Source organism: Streptomyces sp. NPDC001507, assembly GCF_042894765.1.
Taxonomy (GTDB): domain Bacteria; phylum Actinomycetota; class Actinomycetes; order Streptomycetales; family Streptomycetaceae; genus Streptomyces.
Genome location: NZ_JBIAVV010000009.1, coordinates 499,386 through 517,424 on the forward strand (window position 1 = coordinate 499,386; position 18,039 = coordinate 517,424).

General features: G+C 71.6%; 18 protein-coding genes. 11 read left to right on the top strand and 7 right to left on the bottom strand.

Annotation, left to right across the window (positions count from 1 at the left end; genetic code table 11):
- Window positions 1-10 precede the first annotated feature (10 nt).
- From ACFY0K_RS29785 to ACFY0K_RS29805, 5 genes are all read right to left on the bottom strand, one after another.
- On the bottom strand, window positions 11-790 hold the full coding sequence (locus ACFY0K_RS29785; RefSeq protein WP_351957732.1) for a succinate dehydrogenase iron-sulfur subunit: 780 nt from the start codon (window positions 788-790) through the stop codon (window positions 11-13).
- Window positions 790-2,544, bottom strand: coding sequence for a succinate dehydrogenase flavoprotein subunit (gene sdhA / locus ACFY0K_RS29790; protein WP_351957733.1), 1,755 nt, complete (start codon window positions 2,542-2,544; stop codon window positions 790-792). The genes ACFY0K_RS29785 and sdhA overlap by 1 nt, the downstream gene beginning before the upstream one ends.
- Window positions 2,545-2,563: 19 nt before the next feature.
- Window positions 2,564-3,043, bottom strand: a complete 480-nt coding sequence (locus tag ACFY0K_RS29795) for a succinate dehydrogenase hydrophobic membrane anchor subunit (protein WP_352354818.1) — start codon at window positions 3,041-3,043, stop codon at window positions 2,564-2,566.
- 5 nt (window positions 3,044-3,048) lie between these two features.
- Window positions 3,049-3,429: a succinate dehydrogenase, cytochrome b556 subunit gene (sdhC, locus tag ACFY0K_RS29800; RefSeq protein ID WP_043406142.1), complete on the bottom strand. Its 381-nt coding sequence runs from the start codon at window positions 3,427-3,429 to the stop codon at window positions 3,049-3,051.
- A 193-nt stretch (window positions 3,430-3,622) separates the two neighbouring features.
- On the bottom strand, window positions 3,623-4,171 hold the full coding sequence (locus ACFY0K_RS29805; protein ID WP_390642391.1) for a 2-oxo-4-hydroxy-4-carboxy-5-ureidoimidazoline decarboxylase: 549 nt from the start codon (window positions 4,169-4,171) through the stop codon (window positions 3,623-3,625).
- A 155-nt stretch (window positions 4,172-4,326) separates the two neighbouring features.
- Here ACFY0K_RS29805 and ACFY0K_RS29810 point away from each other — a divergent pair, with 155 nt between their 5' ends.
- The 5 genes from ACFY0K_RS29810 (at window position 4,327) to ACFY0K_RS29830 (ending at window position 9,687) form a co-directional block, all read left to right on the top strand.
- On the top strand, window positions 4,327-5,994 hold the full coding sequence (locus ACFY0K_RS29810) for a family 20 glycosylhydrolase (RefSeq protein WP_390642392.1): 1,668 nt from the start codon (window positions 4,327-4,329) through the stop codon (window positions 5,992-5,994).
- A gap of 116 nt (window positions 5,995-6,110) precedes the next feature.
- Window positions 6,111-6,875 (top strand): DUF4328 domain-containing protein, encoded by a 765-nt coding sequence (locus ACFY0K_RS29815; RefSeq protein WP_390642393.1) that lies wholly within the window; start codon window positions 6,111-6,113, stop codon window positions 6,873-6,875.
- 165 nt (window positions 6,876-7,040) lie between these two features.
- Window positions 7,041-7,610 (top strand): hypothetical protein, encoded by a 570-nt coding sequence (locus ACFY0K_RS29820; RefSeq protein ID WP_390642394.1) that lies wholly within the window; start codon window positions 7,041-7,043, stop codon window positions 7,608-7,610.
- A gap of 200 nt (window positions 7,611-7,810) precedes the next feature.
- Window positions 7,811-8,164 (top strand): hypothetical protein, encoded by a 354-nt coding sequence (locus ACFY0K_RS29825; protein WP_390642422.1) that lies wholly within the window; start codon window positions 7,811-7,813, stop codon window positions 8,162-8,164.
- 50 nt (window positions 8,165-8,214) lie between these two features.
- Window positions 8,215-9,687: a DHA2 family efflux MFS transporter permease subunit gene (locus ACFY0K_RS29830; RefSeq protein WP_390642395.1), complete on the top strand. Its 1,473-nt coding sequence runs from the start codon at window positions 8,215-8,217 to the stop codon at window positions 9,685-9,687.
- Between the two features lie 190 nt (window positions 9,688-9,877).
- On the opposite strand, the gene ACFY0K_RS29835 is transcribed toward ACFY0K_RS29830, so the two are convergent.
- Window positions 9,878-10,831 (bottom strand): ScbA/BarX family gamma-butyrolactone biosynthesis protein, encoded by a 954-nt coding sequence (locus tag ACFY0K_RS29835; RefSeq protein WP_390642396.1) that lies wholly within the window; start codon window positions 10,829-10,831, stop codon window positions 9,878-9,880.
- A 93-nt stretch (window positions 10,832-10,924) separates the two neighbouring features.
- On the opposite strand from ACFY0K_RS29835, the gene ACFY0K_RS29840 reads away from it, so the two are divergent.
- The 4 genes from ACFY0K_RS29840 to ACFY0K_RS29855 all read left to right on the top strand — a co-directional run bounded on the left by ACFY0K_RS29840 (window position 10,925) and on the right by ACFY0K_RS29855 (window position 14,303).
- Window positions 10,925-11,548, top strand: a complete 624-nt coding sequence (locus tag ACFY0K_RS29840) for a ScbR family autoregulator-binding transcription factor (RefSeq protein ID WP_351957740.1) — start codon at window positions 10,925-10,927, stop codon at window positions 11,546-11,548.
- On the top strand, window positions 11,545-12,438 hold the full coding sequence (locus ACFY0K_RS29845) for an NAD(P)H-binding protein (protein WP_390642397.1): 894 nt from the start codon (window positions 11,545-11,547) through the stop codon (window positions 12,436-12,438). Before ACFY0K_RS29840 ends, ACFY0K_RS29845 begins: the two co-directional genes overlap by 4 nt.
- Before the next feature lie 67 nt (window positions 12,439-12,505).
- Window positions 12,506-13,273, top strand: coding sequence for an SDR family NAD(P)-dependent oxidoreductase (locus tag ACFY0K_RS29850; protein WP_390642398.1), 768 nt, complete (start codon window positions 12,506-12,508; stop codon window positions 13,271-13,273).
- 424 nt (window positions 13,274-13,697) lie between these two features.
- Entirely contained in the window at window positions 13,698-14,303 is a 606-nt protein-coding gene (locus ACFY0K_RS29855) for a TetR/AcrR family transcriptional regulator (RefSeq protein WP_351957743.1), read from the top strand.
- Between the two features lie 50 nt (window positions 14,304-14,353).
- On the opposite strand, the gene ACFY0K_RS29860 is transcribed toward ACFY0K_RS29855, so the two are convergent.
- Window positions 14,354-15,484: a transposase gene (locus tag ACFY0K_RS29860; protein ID WP_390642399.1), complete on the bottom strand. Its 1,131-nt coding sequence runs from the start codon at window positions 15,482-15,484 to the stop codon at window positions 14,354-14,356.
- A gap of 344 nt (window positions 15,485-15,828) precedes the next feature.
- Here ACFY0K_RS29860 and galU point away from each other — a divergent pair, with 344 nt between their 5' ends.
- Both galU and ACFY0K_RS29870 read left to right on the top strand, forming a co-directional pair.
- Entirely contained in the window at window positions 15,829-16,725 is an 897-nt protein-coding gene (galU, locus tag ACFY0K_RS29865; protein ID WP_390642400.1) for a UTP--glucose-1-phosphate uridylyltransferase GalU, read from the top strand.
- A gap of 117 nt (window positions 16,726-16,842) precedes the next feature.
- Window positions 16,843-17,889, top strand: coding sequence for a ParB N-terminal domain-containing protein (locus ACFY0K_RS29870; protein ID WP_390642401.1), 1,047 nt, complete (start codon window positions 16,843-16,845; stop codon window positions 17,887-17,889).
- The last annotated feature ends 150 nt before the right edge of the window (window positions 17,890-18,039 follow it).

Below are 18,039 nucleotides of genomic sequence, written 5' to 3' on the forward strand. Positions count from 1 at the left end.
CCAGCCGGGATCAGAAGCGGCGCGTGATCAGCGCTCGCTTGACCTCCTGGATCGCCTTGGTGACCTCGATGCCGCGCGGGCAGGCGTCCGTGCAGTTGAAGGTCGTGCGGCAGCGCCAGACGCCGTCGCGGTCGTTGAGGATCTCCAGGCGCTGCTCGCCCGCCTCGTCACGCGAGTCGAAGATGAAGCGGTGCGCGTTGACGATGGCGGCCGGCCCGAAGTACTGGCCGTCGTTCCAGAAGACCGGGCACGAGGACGTGCAGGCGGCGCAGAGGATGCACTTCGTGGTGTCGTCGAAGCGCTCGCGGTCCTCGGCGGACTGCAGACGCTCGCGCGTGGGCTCGTTCGTGTCCTTCGTGATGAGGAAGGGCATGACGTCCCGGTACGCCTGGAAGAACGGCTCCATGTCGACGACCAGGTCCTTGAGGACCGTCAGGCCCTTGATGGGCTCGACCGTGATCGGCTTCTCGGGGTTGATGTCCTTGATGAGGGTCTTGCAGGCAAGACGGTTCTTGCCGTTGATCCGCATCGCGTCCGAACCGCAGATGCCGTGCGCGCAGGAACGGCGGAAGGTCAGCGTGCCGTCGATGTCCCACTTGATCTTGTGGAGGCCGTCGAGGACGCGCTCCTTCGGGTCGATCTCCAGCTGGAAGTCTTCCCAGACCGCGTCCGCGGAGACCTCCGGGTTGAAGCGGCGGACCCGGAAGGTGACCGTGATGTAGGGGGAGTCGGCGAAACCGGGCTCGGGCCGGCCGGCCTCGTCCGCCTTGTCCAGAACGGGGGTTGCCATCAGTACTTACGCTCCATCGGCTGGTAGCGGGTCTGGACGACCGGCTTGTAATCGAGACGGATGGACTCGGCGCCGTCGTCGCCCACCTCGCGGTACGCCATGGTGTGGCGCATGAAGTTGACGTCGTCGCGGTTGGGGTAGTCCTCGCGGTAGTGACCGCCGCGGGACTCCTTGCGGGCCAGCGCGGAGACCGCCATGACCTCGGCGAGGTCGAGCAGGTTGCCGAGCTCGATGGCCTCGAGCAGGTCCGTGTTGAACCGCTTGCCCTTGTCCTGGATCGAGACGTTCTTGTAGCGCTCGCGCAGCTCCGCGATCTTCTCGACCGCCGTCTTGATCGTCTGCTCGGTGCGGAACACCATGACGTTGGCGTCCATGGTGTCCTGCAGCTCCCTGCGGAGCGTGGCGACCCGCTCGTTGCCCGTCGAGGAGCGCAGCCGCTCGATCTGGGAGACGACGAACCCGGCCGGGTCCTCCGGGAGCTCCACGTACTCGTGGCCGTGCGCGTACTCGGCGGCCGCGATGCCCGCCCGGCGGCCGAACACGTTGATGTCCAGGAGCGAGTTGGTGCCGAGGCGGTTGGCGCCGTGCACGGAGACACAGGCGACCTCGCCGGCCGCGTACAGGCCCGGGACGACGGTGGTGTTGTCCGAGAGGACCTCACCCTCGACGTTGGTCGGGATGCCGCCCATGGCGTAGTGCGCGGTGGGCTGGATCGGGATCGGGTCCGTGTACGGCTCGATGCCCAGGTAGGTGCGCGCGAACTCGGTGATGTCCGGGAGCTTCGCGTCCAGCTGCTCCGGCGGCAGGTGGGTGAGGTCGAGGTAGACGTGGTCGCCCTCGGGACCGCAGCCGCGGCCCTCGCGGATCTCCGTGTAGATGGAGCGCGAGACGACGTCACGGGACGCGAGGTCCTTCATGACCGGCGCGTACTTCTCCATGAAGCGCTCGCCGTCCTTGTTGCGGAGGATGCCGCCCTCACCGCGGGCGCCCTCCGTCAGCAGGATGCCCATGCGCCAGATGCCGGTCGGGTGGAACTGGAAGAACTCCATGTCCTCCAGCGGCAGGCCGCGGCGGTAGACGGCCGCCTGGCCGTCACCGGTGAGCGTGTGCGCGTTGGACGTCACCCGGAAGAACTTGCCGGTGCCGCCGGAGGCGTAGATGACCGCCTTCGCCTGGAAGATGTGGATCTCACCGGTGGCCAGCTCGTACGCCACCACGCCGGACGACCTCTTGACGCCGTCGACCTCGGTGATCAGCTGGTCCAGGACGTAGAACTCGTTGAAGAACTCCACGCCCTCCTTCACGCAGTTCTGGTACAGCGTCTGGAGGATCATGTGGCCGGTGCGGTCGGCCGCGTAGCAGGACCGGCGGACCGGCGCCTCGCCGTGGTTGCGGCTGTGGCCGCCGAAGCGGCGCTGGTCGATCGTCCCGTTGGGCGTCCGGTTGAACGGCAGGCCCATCTTCTCCAGGTCGAGGACGGCGTCGATGGCCTCCTTCGCCAGGATCTCGGCGGCGTCCTGGTCGACCAGGTAGTCACCGCCCTTGACGGTGTCGAAGGTGTGCCACTCCCAGTTGTCCTCCTCCACGTTGGCGAGCGCGGCGGCCATGCCGCCCTGCGCGGCGCCCGTGTGGGAGCGGGTGGGGTAGAGCTTGGTCAGGACCGCGGTGCGGCTGCGCTTCGTGGACTCGATGGCCGCGCGCATGCCCGCGCCGCCGGCGCCGACGATGACGGTGTCGTACTTGTGGATCTTCATGATTCTCGCAGCCCCGTGCCTAGCGGATGTTCGGGTCGAAGGTGAAGATCACCAGCGAGCCCAGCAGGATGGTGAACACCGTGGCCGTGTAGAGCAGGCCCTTGAGCCACAGCCGGGTGTTCGCGCGCTCCGCGTAGTCGTTGATGATCGTGCGCAGGCCGTTCGCGCCGTGCAGCATGGCGAGCCACAGCATCAGCAGGTCCCAGACCTGCCAGAAGGGGCTCGCCCAGCGGCCGGCCACGAAGGCGAAGCCGATCTTCGACACGCCGCCGTCGAGCACCAGCTGGATCAGCAGGTGGCCGAGGACCAGGACGACCAGCACGACGCCGGACAGGCGCATGAACAGCCAGGCGGCCATCTCGAAGTTGCCGCGGGTGGAGCGCGGGGTCTTCTTGGTGCGCTTGCGCGGGGCCTCGATGAGGGGGGCCGGGTTGTCCACGTTGAAGAGGGGCGCGCCCTCGACGGGACCGACGCCGGCGGGGGTTTCAGTGGTCGACATCTGCGTCAGCTCCCGAACAGGACACGAGCGGCGTGGCCGAGAACGGGGTAAATGGCCCCGGCCATCAGGACGACCCAGACACCGACGACCGTCCAGAGCATCTGCTTCTGGTAGCGCGGGCCCTTCGACCAGAAGTCGACGGCGATCACGCGCAGGCCGTTGAGGGCGTGGAAGAGGATGGCGGCCACCAGGCCGTACTCCAGCAGTGCGACGATCGGCGTCTTGTACGTGGCTACGACCTTGTCGTAGTCCTCGGGGGAGACGCGGACGAGAGCGGTGTCCAGCACGTGAACGAACAGGAAGAAGAAAATGAGGACGCCGGTGACTCGGTGAGCCACCCAGGACCACATTCCTTCCCGGCCGCGGTACAGCGTTCCAGCCGGCACGGAAGTCCCTCCGGGAGCGGGGTATCGGGGCCGCGCCGGCTTGTGGGTGTCGGTCGGGCCCGGCCGGGTACGGTCCACCGGCCCCCAGCATCGTAGCGAGGCGCTGCGGCTGGGCTTACGCCGGGCCTACCGGTGTGATCAAAGTGGCACGCGGATGGGTGAGCGCCGACGGGGCCCGGGGCGGTCTGTGCGGTTATCTGCCGGGTGCGGCGCCGTTGTGGCTGGTCGCGCAGTTCCCCGCGCCCCTGAGTGTCTCGGCGAGCCGTTGCCCGGCAAGGCGCCGGAGCTCCTCCGCCGTCACCACCCGCTCCTCCTCCGGATCGTTTGTCAAACGTGACCGGATGCCCTCCAGGACGCGATCCAGGGATTCGGCGGGTGGCGTGTCGCCGAGGTGGATGACGAAGACGTGGCCGAACTTGGCCTCGTAGGCCGCTTGGGCCGCCGTCAGGGCCGTGTGGGCGGCCGAGTACGTGTCCTCGGGCAGCTCCGGGAGGCACTCGCCCGCCAGTGCCTCCGACAGGTCGCCCGGGGAGAGGTCGTACGCCGCTTCGTCGGCCGCCGCCAGGAGGGACTCCACGTCGGGGTAGGGGCGGTGGTCGGAGATGCGACGGGACCAGCGCAGGCTGTGCAGGCAGTGCAGGAGCAGCGCGCCGGCCTCGTCGTCGGATGCGGCGTTGAAGGCGTCCAGCGGGGTGGGGAGATGGGGCAGGCGGTGGGCGGGCAGCGTGGGTCCTCGCGTCACATGTGGTGTGGCAGGGGATGCTGTGAGAGATGTGTCGTCGACGTTATCGAGGACGTCCACGGTGTGTCCGTTGGTTGCCTGAATTTCACCCGAACGGGAGAGTTTCAGATTGCGTCGATGACGGCTGTGCGGCGGGTGCGTCGTAAGTTGTAGCCGTGAGCCAGCACAGGCGCAGGCCGTCGGCACGGCAGGGCACGCGGAGGCGGGCGGTGGTCGCCGCCGCTGCCTTCGCGGGGACCGTCGCGCTCGGCACGGGCATCGGCGTATGGGCCTCCTCGGGCGGCGACGGCGGGAGTACCGCCGGAGCGTCCCGGCAGCCCTCGGGAAGCGACCGGTCGGCCTCGTCCGGGGCGCGCTCCGGGGCGGCCACCCCCACACCGACCCGCAGCTACCCCCTCTCCCAGGCCCCCCGCACCATCCCCGCCGTCCGCTCCCACACCGCCGCCCGCGGCCCCGGCTGGCGCCCGCACCGGGGCGGCCGGGTCGTGGTGAGCGACGCGGCGCTGGCCGACGAGGGGCGGCTGACCGCGGGCGAGCTGGGGCTGTCGTACGCCGGGCAGAAGGGCGCGGACGAGGATGTCCGGCCGGGCGACCTGCGGCTCGACCTCGGCGGCAGCGGGGACCCGGAGTCGTACACCATGACCGTGCGCGGCGGGTCGGTGCGGATCAGCGGGCCCGGGGACGCCGGCGTCTTCTACGGCACCCGGACCCTCAAGCAGGAGGTGCACGGCGGCGGTACGGCCCCGGAGGGGGTGGTGCGGGACCAGCCGGCCAAGCCGCAGCGCGGGTTCATGCTGGACATCGCGCGCAAGCCGTTCACCGCCGGCTGGATAGAGGACCGGATACGAGAACTCGGCGACCTGAAGTTCAACGAGCTCGGTCTGCACTTCTCCGACGACCAGGGCTTCCGGATCGAGTCCGACACCCACCCGGAGATCGTCTCCCGGGACCACCTGACCAAGGCCCAGGTGAAGGAGATCGTCGCGCTCGCCGCCGCCCGGCACATCCAGGTCGTACCGGAGATCGACTCGCCCGGACACCTCGGCGCCGTCCTCGCCGCCCACCCCGAGCTGCAGCTGCGCAACGCGCAGGGCGTCGCCACCAGGGGCGCCATCGACATCTCCGAGGACGCCTCGGCGAAGATCGTCGACGACCTGCTCGACGAGTACGCCGACCTGTTCCCCGGCTCCTACTGGAACCTCGGCGGCGACGAGTACCAGGCGCTGACCGTCGCGGACCCCGAGGCCTCCTACCCGCAGCTGGCGGCCGCGGCCCGGGAGGCGTACGGGGCCTCGGGCACCGTCGCCGACCTCACCACCGGCTGGCTGAACGACCGCGCCGACACCGTCCGCGCCCACGAGCGCACCATGCGGGCGTGGAACGACGGCTTCCTGCGGGGTGCCTCCGTGCAGCCCGCCGACGACCTGCAGGTCGCCTACTGGACCGGCAAGGAGAACGGCGCCCGGCAGCCCGTGGAGTACCTGAGGGCCGGCCGCAAGGTCCTCAACTACAACGACGAGTACCTGTACTACGTCCTCGGGCAGCCCAACACCTTCGTCTACCCGACCGGTCAGCGCATCTACGAGCAGTGGATCCCGCGCATGCTGCGCGGCACCTCGGCCGTGGCCGCGCGCTACGAACCCCAGGTCCTCGGCGGCTCCTTCGCGGTCTGGTGCGACCTGGCCAACTCCCAGACCCAGGACCAGGTGGCGGCCGGCATCAGGATGCCGCTGCGGGCCACCATCGAGAAGCTCTGGGACCCGGAGACCACCCCGGCGATGTCCTGGACGGACTTCAAGGCCCTCGCGAACAGACTGGGCTGACCTGCGAGGACGAGGCGGTACGGGTGGACGTACGGCGGTGCCGGGCCGTATGTTCCGCATTCCGCGCGCGGACCTGGGGAGGGCTCCGCGCACTGCCGCGTCCCGGGGGAACCGTCTTGATCTGCGCCCGCTGCCACCACTTCGCCGCCGCGCCCGGCGCCACCCTGTGCCACCGCTGCCTCGGCGACTCACCCGAACCGGCCCCGGCCTTCGGCAGCACGCCGGGGCTGTGGCTGCGCTCGCCGGTGGGTCTCGGCTGGGCCGCGGCCGTCCTGCTCGGGGTGGTCATGGCCGCCGACCTGTTCGCCGTCTGGGCGGACTTCCTGAGGTACGACGTCATGGGCGACCTCATGGACGGCGAGACCGGTGCCGGGGTGTTCCTGCGGGCCGACCGAGCCGACGCGCTGGTCCGCCTCGCCGCCCGCGCCCACGCCGTCTCGATGGTCGCCTGCGTGATCGTGTACCTGTGCTGGTTCCAGCGGGTGCGCGCCAACGCCCAGGTGTTCGACCCGCTCCGGCAGAGCATGTCGCCGGGCTGGGCGATCGGCGGCTGGTTCGTGCCGATCGCGAGCCTCTGGTTCCCGCGCCGGATCACCCTCGACATCTGGGACGCCAGCAGCCCGTGGGGGACGGCCCGTTCGCACAAGCTGGTCAACGCCTGGTGGACCCTGTGGCTGGTCGCGCTGTTCGCCGGCCGCCTGGCGAGCGCCGGCTCCGGCGACGACCTGGGCGTGGCCTGGGACCAAGCGGTCTCCGTGGAGATGCTCATCGCGCACGCTCTCGACCTCGTCGCCGCCGTCCTCGCCGTGCTGCTCGTGGTGCGACTGACCCGCATGCAGCACGCGAAGGCGATGGCGGGCCCCGCCCCGGCCGGGCTCTGAGCCGCCGCCGTACGACCTCTGTTGGCCGAAAACCCTTTCCCTGAACTCCTTCGCATCCTGGGTGTCCCGCCTGTGTGACACTGCCGTACCGTCGCACGCAGTTAGGGAAAGTACGAGCTCCGTGCAAGTGGGGCCTTGGTATGTACCGTTTCTGGGAGGCGTGGGATGAGCCTGGTGGAGCTGATCGCTCAGGCCGATGAACGCGGACTGGCCGCCAGCGGGCTGGCTTGTTTGGATCGGTGCGTACCGCTCCTTGGCGGGGACGACCTGGTGCTGCGGCCGCTGTGGGCGAGCCTCGCCGACGGCTCCGACTGGAGCGCGGGCCTTGAGAAGGCGCGCGGCTCGCTCGGCTCCGGCGCGGAGACCGGCGGCGGCGCGGGCGGCCAGTCCGACGAGGCCGAGACGCTGGCCCGGCGGATGCTGGACGCCGCGCCCGTGTCGCAGGAGGCAGCCGACGTCCGCCTGTGGGCCGACGCCTGTTCCGTCGCCTCGCTGCAGATCCACCGGCTCCTCGACCCCGCCGAGGACGCGGCGCCCTCCGTCGACACCCGCCGCGAGGGCGGCACCGAGGGCATGTCACCGCTGGTCGCCGCCGAACTGCGGCGCCAGGTCACGGTGCTGGAACTGCTCGCCGGGCACGGCGCGGCCGGACTGCGCCGCGCGCTGGACGTCTCCACCGAGGGCCGCCGGGTGCTGCGCGCGGTGGTGTCGCGGCGGGCCCGTGGGCTCGGGTGAACCATTGGTGAGGACGGTGCGCGGGTCCTGCGCCGGTTGCGGGAACAGCGTCCGATCCGGGTGACGAAACTCCCGCCGACCTGGATCTTCCCTATGTGACAGTCCACTACGTGACACCCCCCTACGGGACCGCAGGGCAGCAGACCAGGCCGCACGCCGCCGCCAGACCGGCCCGGTGGGCGGCGGACGCGGTCGCCGTGATGCGCGAAGGCGCCCGGGTCCGGCTCGACTACTCGGCGCAGAGCCTGTGGCGGGTCGACCGGGTGATCGAGGAGATACGCCGGGAGGGCGTGCCCTACGACGCCGTGCGGGAGACACTGCGCGGTCTCGGGGCCTACGCCGGTGAGGTGATCGTCCGTCACACCGGCGCCGAATGGTGGGCGTCGGGCGGCGAGCACTGGATCCGCACCCCCGACGGCCGGCTCTGGGACCCCGTCGACGAGGCCCGGCGCTGCTACGGCGGCCACGGCTCGCTGCGGCTGCTGTGCCGGGACGCCCTGGGGCAGCCGGCGGCGGGGTCCACAGGGGCGCGGGGCTCGGCAAAAACACCGTAATAAGAGACGCGGGCGTTCCCAACTGGCCGGTGGCGGAGCACGATTGGGCCATGGCCGACAACCGACGCTGGTGGGCTCTGGTCGTCATCGCACTGGCCCAGCTGATGGTCGTGCTCGACATGACCATCGTCAACATCGCGCTCCCCTCCGCCCAGGTCGCGCTGCACATGTCCGACGGCAACAGGCAGTGGGTGATCACCGCCTACACCCTCGCCTTCGGCGGACTGCTGCTGCTCGGCGGCCGGATCGCCGACCTGGCCGGACGCAGGGTGGCGTTCATGACCGGCCTGGTCGGCTTCGCGGCCGCCTCCGCGCTCGGCGGGGCCGCGGTGAACCAGGGGATGCTGTTCGGGGCGCGGGCCCTGCAGGGCGTGTTCGGCGCGCTGCTCGCGCCGGCCGCGCTGTCGCTGCTCGCGACGACGTTCACCGACCCGAAGGAACGCGGTAAGGCGTTCGGCATCTTCGGCGCCATCATCGGCGCGGGTGCCGCGGTCGGGCTGCTCGCCGGCGGCTTCCTCACCCAGTACCTGGACTGGCGCTGGTGCCTGTACGTCAACGTGCCGATCGCGCTGGTCGCGTTCGCCGGCGCCTGGGCCCTGCTGCCCGGCGGCGGCCGGCATCCCGACGCCCGCCTCGACGTCCCCGGCGCCCTGCTCGGCTCGGCCGGCATGCTCTCCCTGGTCTACGGCTTCTCCGAGGCGGAGTCCCGCGGCTGGACCGACGGCCTGGTCCTGACGCTGCTGACCGGCGGGGTCGCGCTGCTCGGTCTCTTCGGCTACTGGCAGACCCGTGCCCCGGTCCCGCTGCTCCCGATGACCGTCGTACGGGACCGGCAGCGCATCGGCGCGTTCCTCACCGTGCTGCTGGTGACCGTCGGCATGTTCGGCGTCTTCCTCTTCCTGACGTACTACATGCAACGCGTCCTCGGCTACTCGCCCGTGAAGACCGGCGTCGCCTATCTCCCCATCACCGTCGGCATGGTCACCGGCTCCACCCAGGTCGCCGCCCGGCTGCTGCACCGGGTCCCGCCCCGCGTGCTGATGGTGCCCGGGCTGCTGCTCGCGGCCGGGGCGCTGGCGCTGATCGCCCAGGTCGGGGTCGAACCGGCGTACGCCTCGCACATCCTGCCCGGCATGCTGATGCTCGGCCTCGGCATGGGTACGGCGATGATGACCTCCGTCTCCCTGGCCACCGGCAACGTGGCCCCGCGCGACTCCGGGGCGGCCTCGGCCACCTTCAACACCGCCCAGCAGGTGGGCGGTTCGATCGGCACGGCCCTCCTCAACACCATCGCCGCGAGCGTCACCACCCGGTACGCCACCGCGCACGCCGCGAGCGTCCCGGACAAGGCGCTGCTGGCCGCGAAGGCCGCCGTGCACGGCTTCAACGTGGCCACCTGGTGGGCGATGGCCGCGCTGCTCCTCGGCGCCCTGATCGCCGGGGTGGTCGTGAACGCGGACCGGGCCCCCACCCCGCAGGCCCCGCAGGAGCGGGCCCCCGAACCGGTGGACTCGGCCACCTGATCCGGCCGGCGGGCCCGGCGGCCCTTACCCGCCCTTCGTCTCGGCACTCACTCCAAGACTCGCTTCGCCCCGTCCAACCGCACCTGTGGACAGGGCCGTCGCCCGACGGCGGTACGGCGGCCGAGCCGCTGCGGTGCCCCTCCCCGCGCGAGGAGCGCGCGGGGAGGCGGCGGGTGGGGACGGTCGTCGGTCAGGTGAGGGCGGGGATCCGTTCGGGCGTGGGCAGCGGGGTCGGTCGGGTGGTGGTCACCTCGGCGCCCAGGCAGACCTCCTCTCCCTGTTCGATGGTGATCCGCAGTCCGTCGCCGCCCAGCGGTGCCACGCACACCCAGGCCGGCCGGTCCAGTTCCACCCAGCGGTCGAAGGTGACGGACATCCCGGTGACCATGCCGGTGGCGGTCGGCCGGTGGGCGTGCGCGGCCTGGCGGACCGCTTCCAGCAGGAGCATGCCGGGGGCGTGGTCGACCGGGTGGTCGAACAGCACCGGGTGGTCCAGGTCGGCGCGCAACTGCCAGCGGTCCGTGCGGGTGCTGTCGGCCAGTACCACGTTGTACGGCAGGCAGTGGCCCACCGCGGCGGGCCGCAGCGCCGGGGGCAGTGGCAGCGCGGTGGCACGTACGGCCGCGGGGTCGTTGCGGTTCCCGCGCAGCCGGCGGTAGAGGGCCGGGGCGCGGTTGGCGAACCGTGCGGTGGCCGTGCCCATGCGCTCCCCGTCCAGGTGGGCGGTGGTGTGCATGACCATCGAGACGAAGGCGCCGTTCCTGGTGCGTACGTCCTCGCACACGACGTCGAGCACCACGTCGGCGGGGGACGCGGGGACTGCCATGGCGGACGGTTCGACGCGGTAGCTGAAGTCGTCCCAGATCAGATGGTTGCCGAACGGGACGCCGTAGGCGGTGTGGGACAGCAGTGGCAGGGTCTGGCGGACCGACTCGACGAACAGCATGGGGTCGAACCGCTGGTCGCGGGGCCAGTAGAAGCTGTGGAACCGGGGCCACTGGGCCCGGACGGTGTGCCGGTTGTCGGTGTGTGTGGTCCAACCGGTGAGCAGCACTTCGGCGTGCGCCCGCTTGTGGACGAGTTCTCTCGGGACCGCGGTGCTGAGCTGGGACATGTCAAAGCCGCTGGTGTGCGTGTGCAACATTGCTGACTCTCCCCCTGTATGACTGGCCGCTGGCTGCGGTGACCGCGCTAACATAAAATACGTTCTCTATTTTTGTCGAGGAATGGATTGCCCATGAAGACGGCCAACGCAGAGCGCGCCGCGCGAACCCGCCAGCGCCTCCTCCTCGCGGCAGCGGAGATCTTCGACGAGGCGGGGTACGAGGGCGCGGCGGTCACCCGGATCGTGGAGCGCGCCGGACTCACCCTCGGCGCGCTCTACTTCCACTTCGGCTCCAAGCAGGGCGTGGCCGAGGCGTTGATGAACGCCCAGGCCACGACCATCGAGCCGCATCTGGAGTCGACCGGCCTGCAGCGGCTGGTCGACATCACGCTGGTGTGGGCGCAGCGGATGCAGCACGACCCGATCCTGCGCGCCGGTGTCCGTCTCGCCGTCGAGCAGGGCAGCCACGGCATGAACGACGCGACCTCGTTCGAGGACTGGCGCAAGCTGATGCGCGATCTGCTGGAGACGGCGCAGGCCGACGGAGAGCTGGAAGAGGGGGCCGAACCCGACCGGGTGGCCCGTTTCGTGGTGGCCGCCTGTACCGGGATGCAGGTCTACTCCCAGCTCGCCACCGGCCGTGCGGACCTGATGGAGCGCGTCTGCGACATGTGGCGGTTGCTGCTGCCCAGCCTCTCCTCGGACGCCGTGCGCGCCAACATCAGCGTCGACCCCCAGCGGGTGCCGGCCACGTGACCGCCACCGCGCACAGAACCCGACACCTGGTGCTGACCGGGGCGAGCGGTACGGTCGCCTCCCTGGTGGCCCGGCGGCTGGCGCCCACCGGACACCGGCTCACCCTCACCGGCCGCACGGTCCCGGGGGACCGACCCCGGGACGCCACGGCCGGTCCCGGGGCGCCGGTACGGTACCTGGTCTGCGACCACGAGGACCCCGCGAGTCTGCGGGAGGCGTTCCGCGGCGCGGACGCGGTGCTCGTCGTCACCAACGACCCCACCCGTCCGCAGCAGGACCGGAACATCCTGCGGGCCGCGCTGGACGCGTCGGTCGGCCACCTCGTCAAACTCTCCGCCGCCGCCGTCCACGACCCGGGCGCCGACGACCTGGTCACCTCGTGGCAGCGGGAGAACGAACGGCGCATCAGGGCCAGCGGCATCCCCTGGACCATGATCCAGCCCCGGTCCTTCATGACGCATGCCCTGGCCTGGGCGCAGGACATCCGTGCCAGGTCCGCCACCGCGGCGCTGCATCCGGACAGCCGCAACGCCTGTGTGGCGCCGGAGGACATCGCCGAGGTGATCGCGCTCGCGCTCACCGACGACGTCCATCACGGCCGGTCGTACCAGCTCACCGGCCCCCAGGCCCTGTCGGCCCAGGACCAGACCCGGATCCTGGCCGAGCTGCTGGGCCGGCCCCTCACCTGCCGGGCGCTGACCCGGAGCGAGGCCCGTGCCGGCTTCCTCCGCCGGTACCCGCCGGCGATGGCGGAGGCGCTGCTGCTCTCGGCCGACCGGCAGGCCGCCGGTGCGAAGAGCGCGACCGGCGACACCGTGGAGCGCCTGACCGGCCGGCCGCCGACCAGCTTCACCCGCTGGGCCACCGCCCATCTGCACCGCTTCGTCTGATCCCTCTGATCCTCCGGCAGCGCCGCTCAGCCGGAGGGCACCCACGTCCCACGTTCCGAGGAGAGTCATGTCCGAACGAGGTCTGCTGCACGGCAAGTCCGTCGTCATCACCGGGGCCAGCAGCGGGATCGGTGCTGCGGCCGCCCTGCTCTTCGCCCGGGAGGGCGCCCGTCTGGTGCTGGCCGCGCGCCGCAAGGACCGGCTCCGGGAGGTCGTCGAGCGGATCGAGGCGGCCGGCGGTACGGCGATCGCCGCCGTCGCCGACGTCACCAGCGCCGACGAGATGCGCAAGGTCGCGTGGACCGCGCTGGACGCCTACGGCGGTCTGGACGCCGCTTTCAACAACGCGGGCTGGACGTCCACCGGCACCCCGATGCACCTGATGACGGACGACGAGTACGACCGGATCATGGACGTCAACGCCCGCGGGGTGTGGAACGCCCTGCGCGCCCAGATAGCCGTGATGCTGGACCACGGCGGCGGCGCCGTCGTCAACACCTCCAGTGTGGCCGGGGTGCGGGCGACCGGGGCGTCCGCCCCGTACATCGCGGCCAAGCACGCCGTCATCGGGCTCACCAGGGCCGCCGCCGACGAGTACGCGGACCAGGGGATCCGGGTCAACGCGCTGATCGTCGGCAGCACCCGTACCGAGTTGATGGACGAGGTGCTCACCAACACCCCTTCCCTGCTGGGGCCGTTCACCGAGCGGGCCATGCAACGGCGGCTGGCCGGACCGGAGGAGGTCGCGCAGACGGCGGCCTGGCTCTGCTCGGACCGCTCGTCGTTCACCACCGGCGCGGCCGTCCAGGTGGACGGGGGCTGGACCTCCAGGTAGCGGCGCCGGGCCGGTCGTACGGGCGGACTTGCCGAGAACGTTCCGGCCTGCTCCCGTTTCCGTTCCCGTCGTCCGCGGGCCGCCCTATGGTCGAATCGCCCGCCGCGCCCGGTGCGCGGGCCGGCGCGGCGACCCCTGGCAGCCGGTGACCTCCGAGGACGCATGTGACCGAGCCGCAGCGACCAGAACCGACGCACCCCGTCGCAGCAACCCCAGGAGCGGGTCCGGCGGCCGGTGACCGGGGCGACCCGGCCCCGGCGCCGAGCCGTCCGCCCGCCCCCGGGTCATGGACCTCCGGTACCCCGGCCGGAAGGCGCCCGGACCGTGTGACCCGCACGGCCGGAGCCCGCCCCGGTGAGGGCGCGGACGCCGAAGCCGCCGCTGTCCGCCCCTCTGTTCACGACCGCGATCACCGAGGCCCCACATGACGAAGAAGACAGAGCAAGCCGCCCGCACCCGCAGCAGTCTTGTCCTGGCCGCGGCGGACAACTTCGACCGGCACGGCTACGACGGCACCTCGCTTGCCTCGGTCTGCGGTGCGCTGGGCATCTCGATGGGGGCGCTGACCTTCCACTTCCGCAGCAAGGCCGCGCTGGCGGCGGCGGTGGCGGACGAGGGGGCCGCCGAACTCCAGCACGTCCGCGCCGCGGCCCCGCGCACCGGGCGGCCGCTGGAGGACCTGTCGTCGCTGGTCCAGGCGGTGGCGGTGGTGCTGCGGGAGAGTGTGCGGGCCCGGTCTGCGGCGCGGCTGATCACGGAGGGCCAGGTGCACTCCGCCTGGCCGTCCGACTGGCGCGACGAGGTCGAGGAGCTGATCGGGCTCGCCTGGGACGCCGGGGAGCTCACCGAGGACATCCGGCCGAGGGCGGCCGCCCAGCTCGTCCGGCACCTGGTGGAGGGAGTGGCGGTCGAAGCCCGGGGAACCACGGGCCGGCCCGCCCCGGGCGCGGCGGACTTCACCGAGGTCTGGCAGGCGGCCCTGACCGGCCTGGCGGCGGGGCCCCGGCCCACCACCGTGGGCCTGCCCTGAGCCCCCCCGTCGTGACGCTGCGCGTGCCCGGGCGAGGCCCGGACGGCCGGTCAGGCCTCCGGGCCGCGCAGCCGGTAGTGCGTGAAGGCCACGGAGACCAGGGTCGTGTGGTGGTGCCAGCCCGGGTAGGAACGGCCCTCGAAGTCCTGGAGGCCGAAGTCGCCGCTGAGCGAGTTCACCACCGCGGACGCCAGCAGCGGCTGGCGCATCAGCGGCAGCAGCTGCGCCAGCGGCCGGTCGACCAGGTTCGTCAGCCACACCGCGGTGCCCCGGCCGCCCGCCCGCCGCTGGGCCAGCAGTCGCAGCCGGGGCTGCCGCGAGGTGGCCCCGGGCAGGGTCACCGGCATCGACACGATGTCCACCCCGTGGTGGTGCTCACCGCCGGTCGCCAGACCGCCCCGGCTGTCGAGCAGCCGCCGCACCGTCACCGGCGCGGGCGCCGGATGTCCGGCCGCGACCGGCCGCACCGCCGCCGTCTCGGGCACCTCCACGACGAACGGCCGTTCGCTGTAGGCCAGTTGGGCGAGGAAGGCGCCCCGGTCCGGCATCCAGGACAGGTCCGCGGTGAGCGGCACTTCCGGACCGCAGGTCCATGACAGGGTTCGACCCGCGAGTCCGGCCGCCTGGGACCACATCGGGCCGCCGGCGTCCTCGGGAAGCCGTACGCGGGCGCCGAGCCGGGGGTCGGCCGGCCAGTCGTCGGGGATGTAGAGGCTCCAGTCGACGGGGAGCGGACCGGCGGGACCGCAGAGGAAGAGCCCGATACCGAGCTGACAGGTGGTGGCCCGGCGCAGGAACGGGTCGAAGCGCCGGTGCACCCCGACCGAGTGGCCGCCCCGCTTGGGGATGAACGCCGGGGCCAGCGCCCACGCCGTGGCGGTGGTTTGCTGCTCCACCCAGCGCAGCAGGTCCTGACGGATCGCCTGCCAGTCCCAGGGGCTGGCGTTGACGAACTGGTGCATGGACTGCGAGGCGGTGGGGGAGTCGCTGACGGAGTCCGCGAGCCTGCGCACCGACTTCTTCCCGGGTGTGCTCAGCAGCGCCCTGACGTACAGCTCGGCCCAGCGACGCTGATCGGCCCGCGGCAGCCGGCCGAAGACCGCGTCGGTGAACGAGCTGAGCCGACGGGTCCCGTCGAGGCCGGCCGGACCCCCGGGATCCGGCTCGTACAGCACGGTCATCTGACAGTCCCTCCCATACGACGACGTCGACCCGTCCAGCATAAATAGCGTTCTTTATGTTGCTGCGCCGGGAAGGTGATCCGCAACGACTTTGGCAGGTCCGGTGCGGCGAACGGCGTGAAAGCGCCGCGAAACGGCACGCGCGGCGGGGCGCGAGGGCCCCCGGACTCTTCGACGACTCCCTTAAGTCGCGTCCGTTCGGGGCGCCGGGCTCGCGGCGACGCGGCCGGTGGTGCGCACTATGACGGCCGACGGCGAGCCGGTACGCATCCCTCGCCCGGGCGCCGCGCGCCCCTCCCCAGGCCGTGCATCACGGCACTCCCACACGTCTTTGGACATCCCACATGAGTGAGATAACGAAAGCCGTCATCCCGGTCGCGGGACTCGGCACCCGCTTCCTGCCCGCCACCAAGGCCACCCCGAAGGAGATGCTGCCGGTGGTGGACAAGCCGGCCATCCAGTACGTCGTCGAGGAGGCCGTCAGCGTGGGGATGCGCGACATCCTCATGGTGACCGGGCGCAACAAACGCGCCCTGGAGGACCACTTCGACCGCAACTGCGAGCTGGAACTCGCCCTGGAGAAGAAGGGCGACACCGAACGGCTGGCCGCCGTGCACGCCTCCACCGAACTCGCCGACATCCACTACACCCGCCAGCGCGACCCGCGCGGCCTCGGCCACGCCGTGCTGTGCGCCGCCCCGCACGTGGGCGACGAGCCCTTCGCCGTACTGCTCGGCGACGACCTGATCGACCCCCGCGACCCGCTCCTCGCGCAGATGCAGCAGGTGCGCCGCAGGCACGGCGGTTCGGTCGTCGCCCTGATGGCGGTCGACCCCGCGCGCAGCCATCTCTACGGCTGCGCCGCCGTGCAGCGGGAGCACGGCGGCGACATCGTGCGGGTCACCGATCTGGTGGAGAAGCCGGCCCCCGGCACCGCACCGAGCGATCTGGCGGTCATCGGACGCTACATCCTCGACCCGGCGGTCTTCCCGGTGTTGCGCCGGACCCCGCCGGGACGCGGCGGCGAGATCCAGCTCACCGACGCCATCCGCACGCTCGCCCTCCAGGGGCATCCGGTGCACGGGGTGGTCTTCTCCGGGCGGCGCTACGACACCGGGGACCGCGCCGACTATCTGCGCGCGGTGGTCCGGATCGCCGCCGACCGCGACGACCTCGGCCCCGGCTTCGTCGAGTGGCTGCACGGGTTCCTGGCCGGCGACCGGGCGGCGCTCACCGCCTGACGCGTCCAAGTGCGTCCGGAGCACCGGTTGAACGTTGAACGCCGTTCCCTCTTAGGCGAGTTGGCGAGGTCGCCACGGTCCGGTTCCGCCACCTGGATGACGACAGGAGATCTCCGTATGGTCCACCACGAGCGAATACAGCGAAGCAGGACGAACGGGTCCGAGCACACAGAAGACCAGAGCGAAGAACAGGCAGAAGACCGGACACAGAAGGGAGTTCGGCACGGCGGGCACCGGGTCCCGCTCACCGCGCTCAACACCTCCGTCAAGGTCAGACTCGACGGCCCGGACGAACGGCACACCAGGGCCCTCGCCGAATCCGGTGAGTTCCCGCCGATCCTGGTCCATCGCGCGACCATGGCGATACTCGACGGCGTCCACCGCTTTCACGCGGCGCGGTTGCGGGGCGAGACCGACATCGCGGTGCGGTTCTGCGACGAACCGCTGGAGACCGCGTTCGTCCGCTCGGTCCGGGAGAACGTCCGGCACGGCCTTCCGCTGAGCCGGTCCGACCGAACGGCGGCGGCCGGACGCATCCTGGCTGCGCATCCGCACTGGTCGGACCGGTCCGTCGCGAGGGCCGCGGGACTGTCCCCGCGCACCGTCGCCGATCTGCGCAAGGACGCGCGGTCCGGGACGGATCCGACCCATCGGCTGGGCCGTGACGGACGGCTGCGCCCCACCGACGCGGACGAACGGCGGCGGCGCGCGGCCGAGATCCTGCGCAGCCAGCCCGATTCCTCGCTGCGCAGGGTCGGACGCCTCGCCGGGATCTCGGCGACCACGGTGCGGGACGTGAAACGCCGGATCGACAGCGGGCAGGACCCCGTTCCGGGGAGCCGGCCGGAACACCCGGAGGTCCCGCCGCCCCGTAACGGCCCGCCGACGATCGACCCGGCGGATTTCCCGGCCCTGGTGAAACGCCTGTGCAACGAGCCCTCGCTGCGGCACTCCGCCGACGGCCGGCTGCTGCTGAGGCTGCTCGATCTGCATCTGGCGGCACAACGGAGTTCCGCCCGGATCGCCTCGGTGGTCCCCGCTCACCAGATCGCGACGGTCGCCGTCGTGGCCGCCCGCTGCCGGCAGATCTGGCAGGAGATGGCGGCGGGATTCGAGAACACCCGCCTCGGCCTGGACGAAAAGGCCGTGGCGGAGAACCGCTGAGAACAACGAGAACCAACGAGAACCAACGAGAACCTTCGAGAAATGGGAGCAGTGACATGTCTGTTGTGGATGGTGCGGTGGAGGGGTCGGTGGGGTCTGGTGCGGGGGGTGGGGGTGTTCCGGGTGGGTTGTCGTCGCGGATGCGGTTGA

Excerpts from the sequence above, each read along its gene's own strand:
- ACFY0K_RS29785 (WP_351957732.1), bottom strand. The coding sequence starts at position 790 with ATGGCAACCCCCGTTCTGGACAAGGCGGACGAGGCCGGCCGGCCCGAG.
- sdhA (WP_351957733.1), bottom strand. The coding sequence starts at position 2,544 with ATGAAGATCCACAAGTACGACACCGTCATCGTCGGCGCCGGCGGCGCG.
- ACFY0K_RS29795 (WP_352354818.1), bottom strand. The coding sequence starts at position 3,043 with ATGTCGACCACTGAAACCCCCGCCGGCGTCGGTCCCGTCGAGGGCGCG.
- ACFY0K_RS29820 (WP_390642394.1), top strand. The coding sequence starts at position 7,041 with ATGAGCCTGGTGGAGCTGATCGCTCAGGCCGATGAACGCGGACTGGCC.
- ACFY0K_RS29825 (WP_390642422.1), top strand. The coding sequence starts at position 7,811 with ATGCGCGAAGGCGCCCGGGTCCGGCTCGACTACTCGGCGCAGAGCCTG.
- ACFY0K_RS29830 (WP_390642395.1), top strand. The coding sequence starts at position 8,215 with ATGGCCGACAACCGACGCTGGTGGGCTCTGGTCGTCATCGCACTGGCC.
- ACFY0K_RS29835 (WP_390642396.1), bottom strand. The coding sequence starts at position 10,831 with ATGTTGCACACGCACACCAGCGGCTTTGACATGTCCCAGCTCAGCACC.
- ACFY0K_RS29840 (WP_351957740.1), top strand. The coding sequence starts at position 10,925 with ATGAAGACGGCCAACGCAGAGCGCGCCGCGCGAACCCGCCAGCGCCTC.
- ACFY0K_RS29850 (WP_390642398.1), top strand. The coding sequence starts at position 12,506 with ATGTCCGAACGAGGTCTGCTGCACGGCAAGTCCGTCGTCATCACCGGG.
- ACFY0K_RS29855 (WP_351957743.1), top strand. The coding sequence starts at position 13,698 with ATGACGAAGAAGACAGAGCAAGCCGCCCGCACCCGCAGCAGTCTTGTC.
- ACFY0K_RS29860 (WP_390642399.1), bottom strand. The coding sequence starts at position 15,484 with ATGACCGTGCTGTACGAGCCGGATCCCGGGGGTCCGGCCGGCCTCGAC.
- galU (WP_390642400.1), top strand. The coding sequence starts at position 15,829 with ATGAGTGAGATAACGAAAGCCGTCATCCCGGTCGCGGGACTCGGCACC.
- ACFY0K_RS29870 (WP_390642401.1), top strand. The coding sequence starts at position 16,843 with ATGGTCCACCACGAGCGAATACAGCGAAGCAGGACGAACGGGTCCGAG.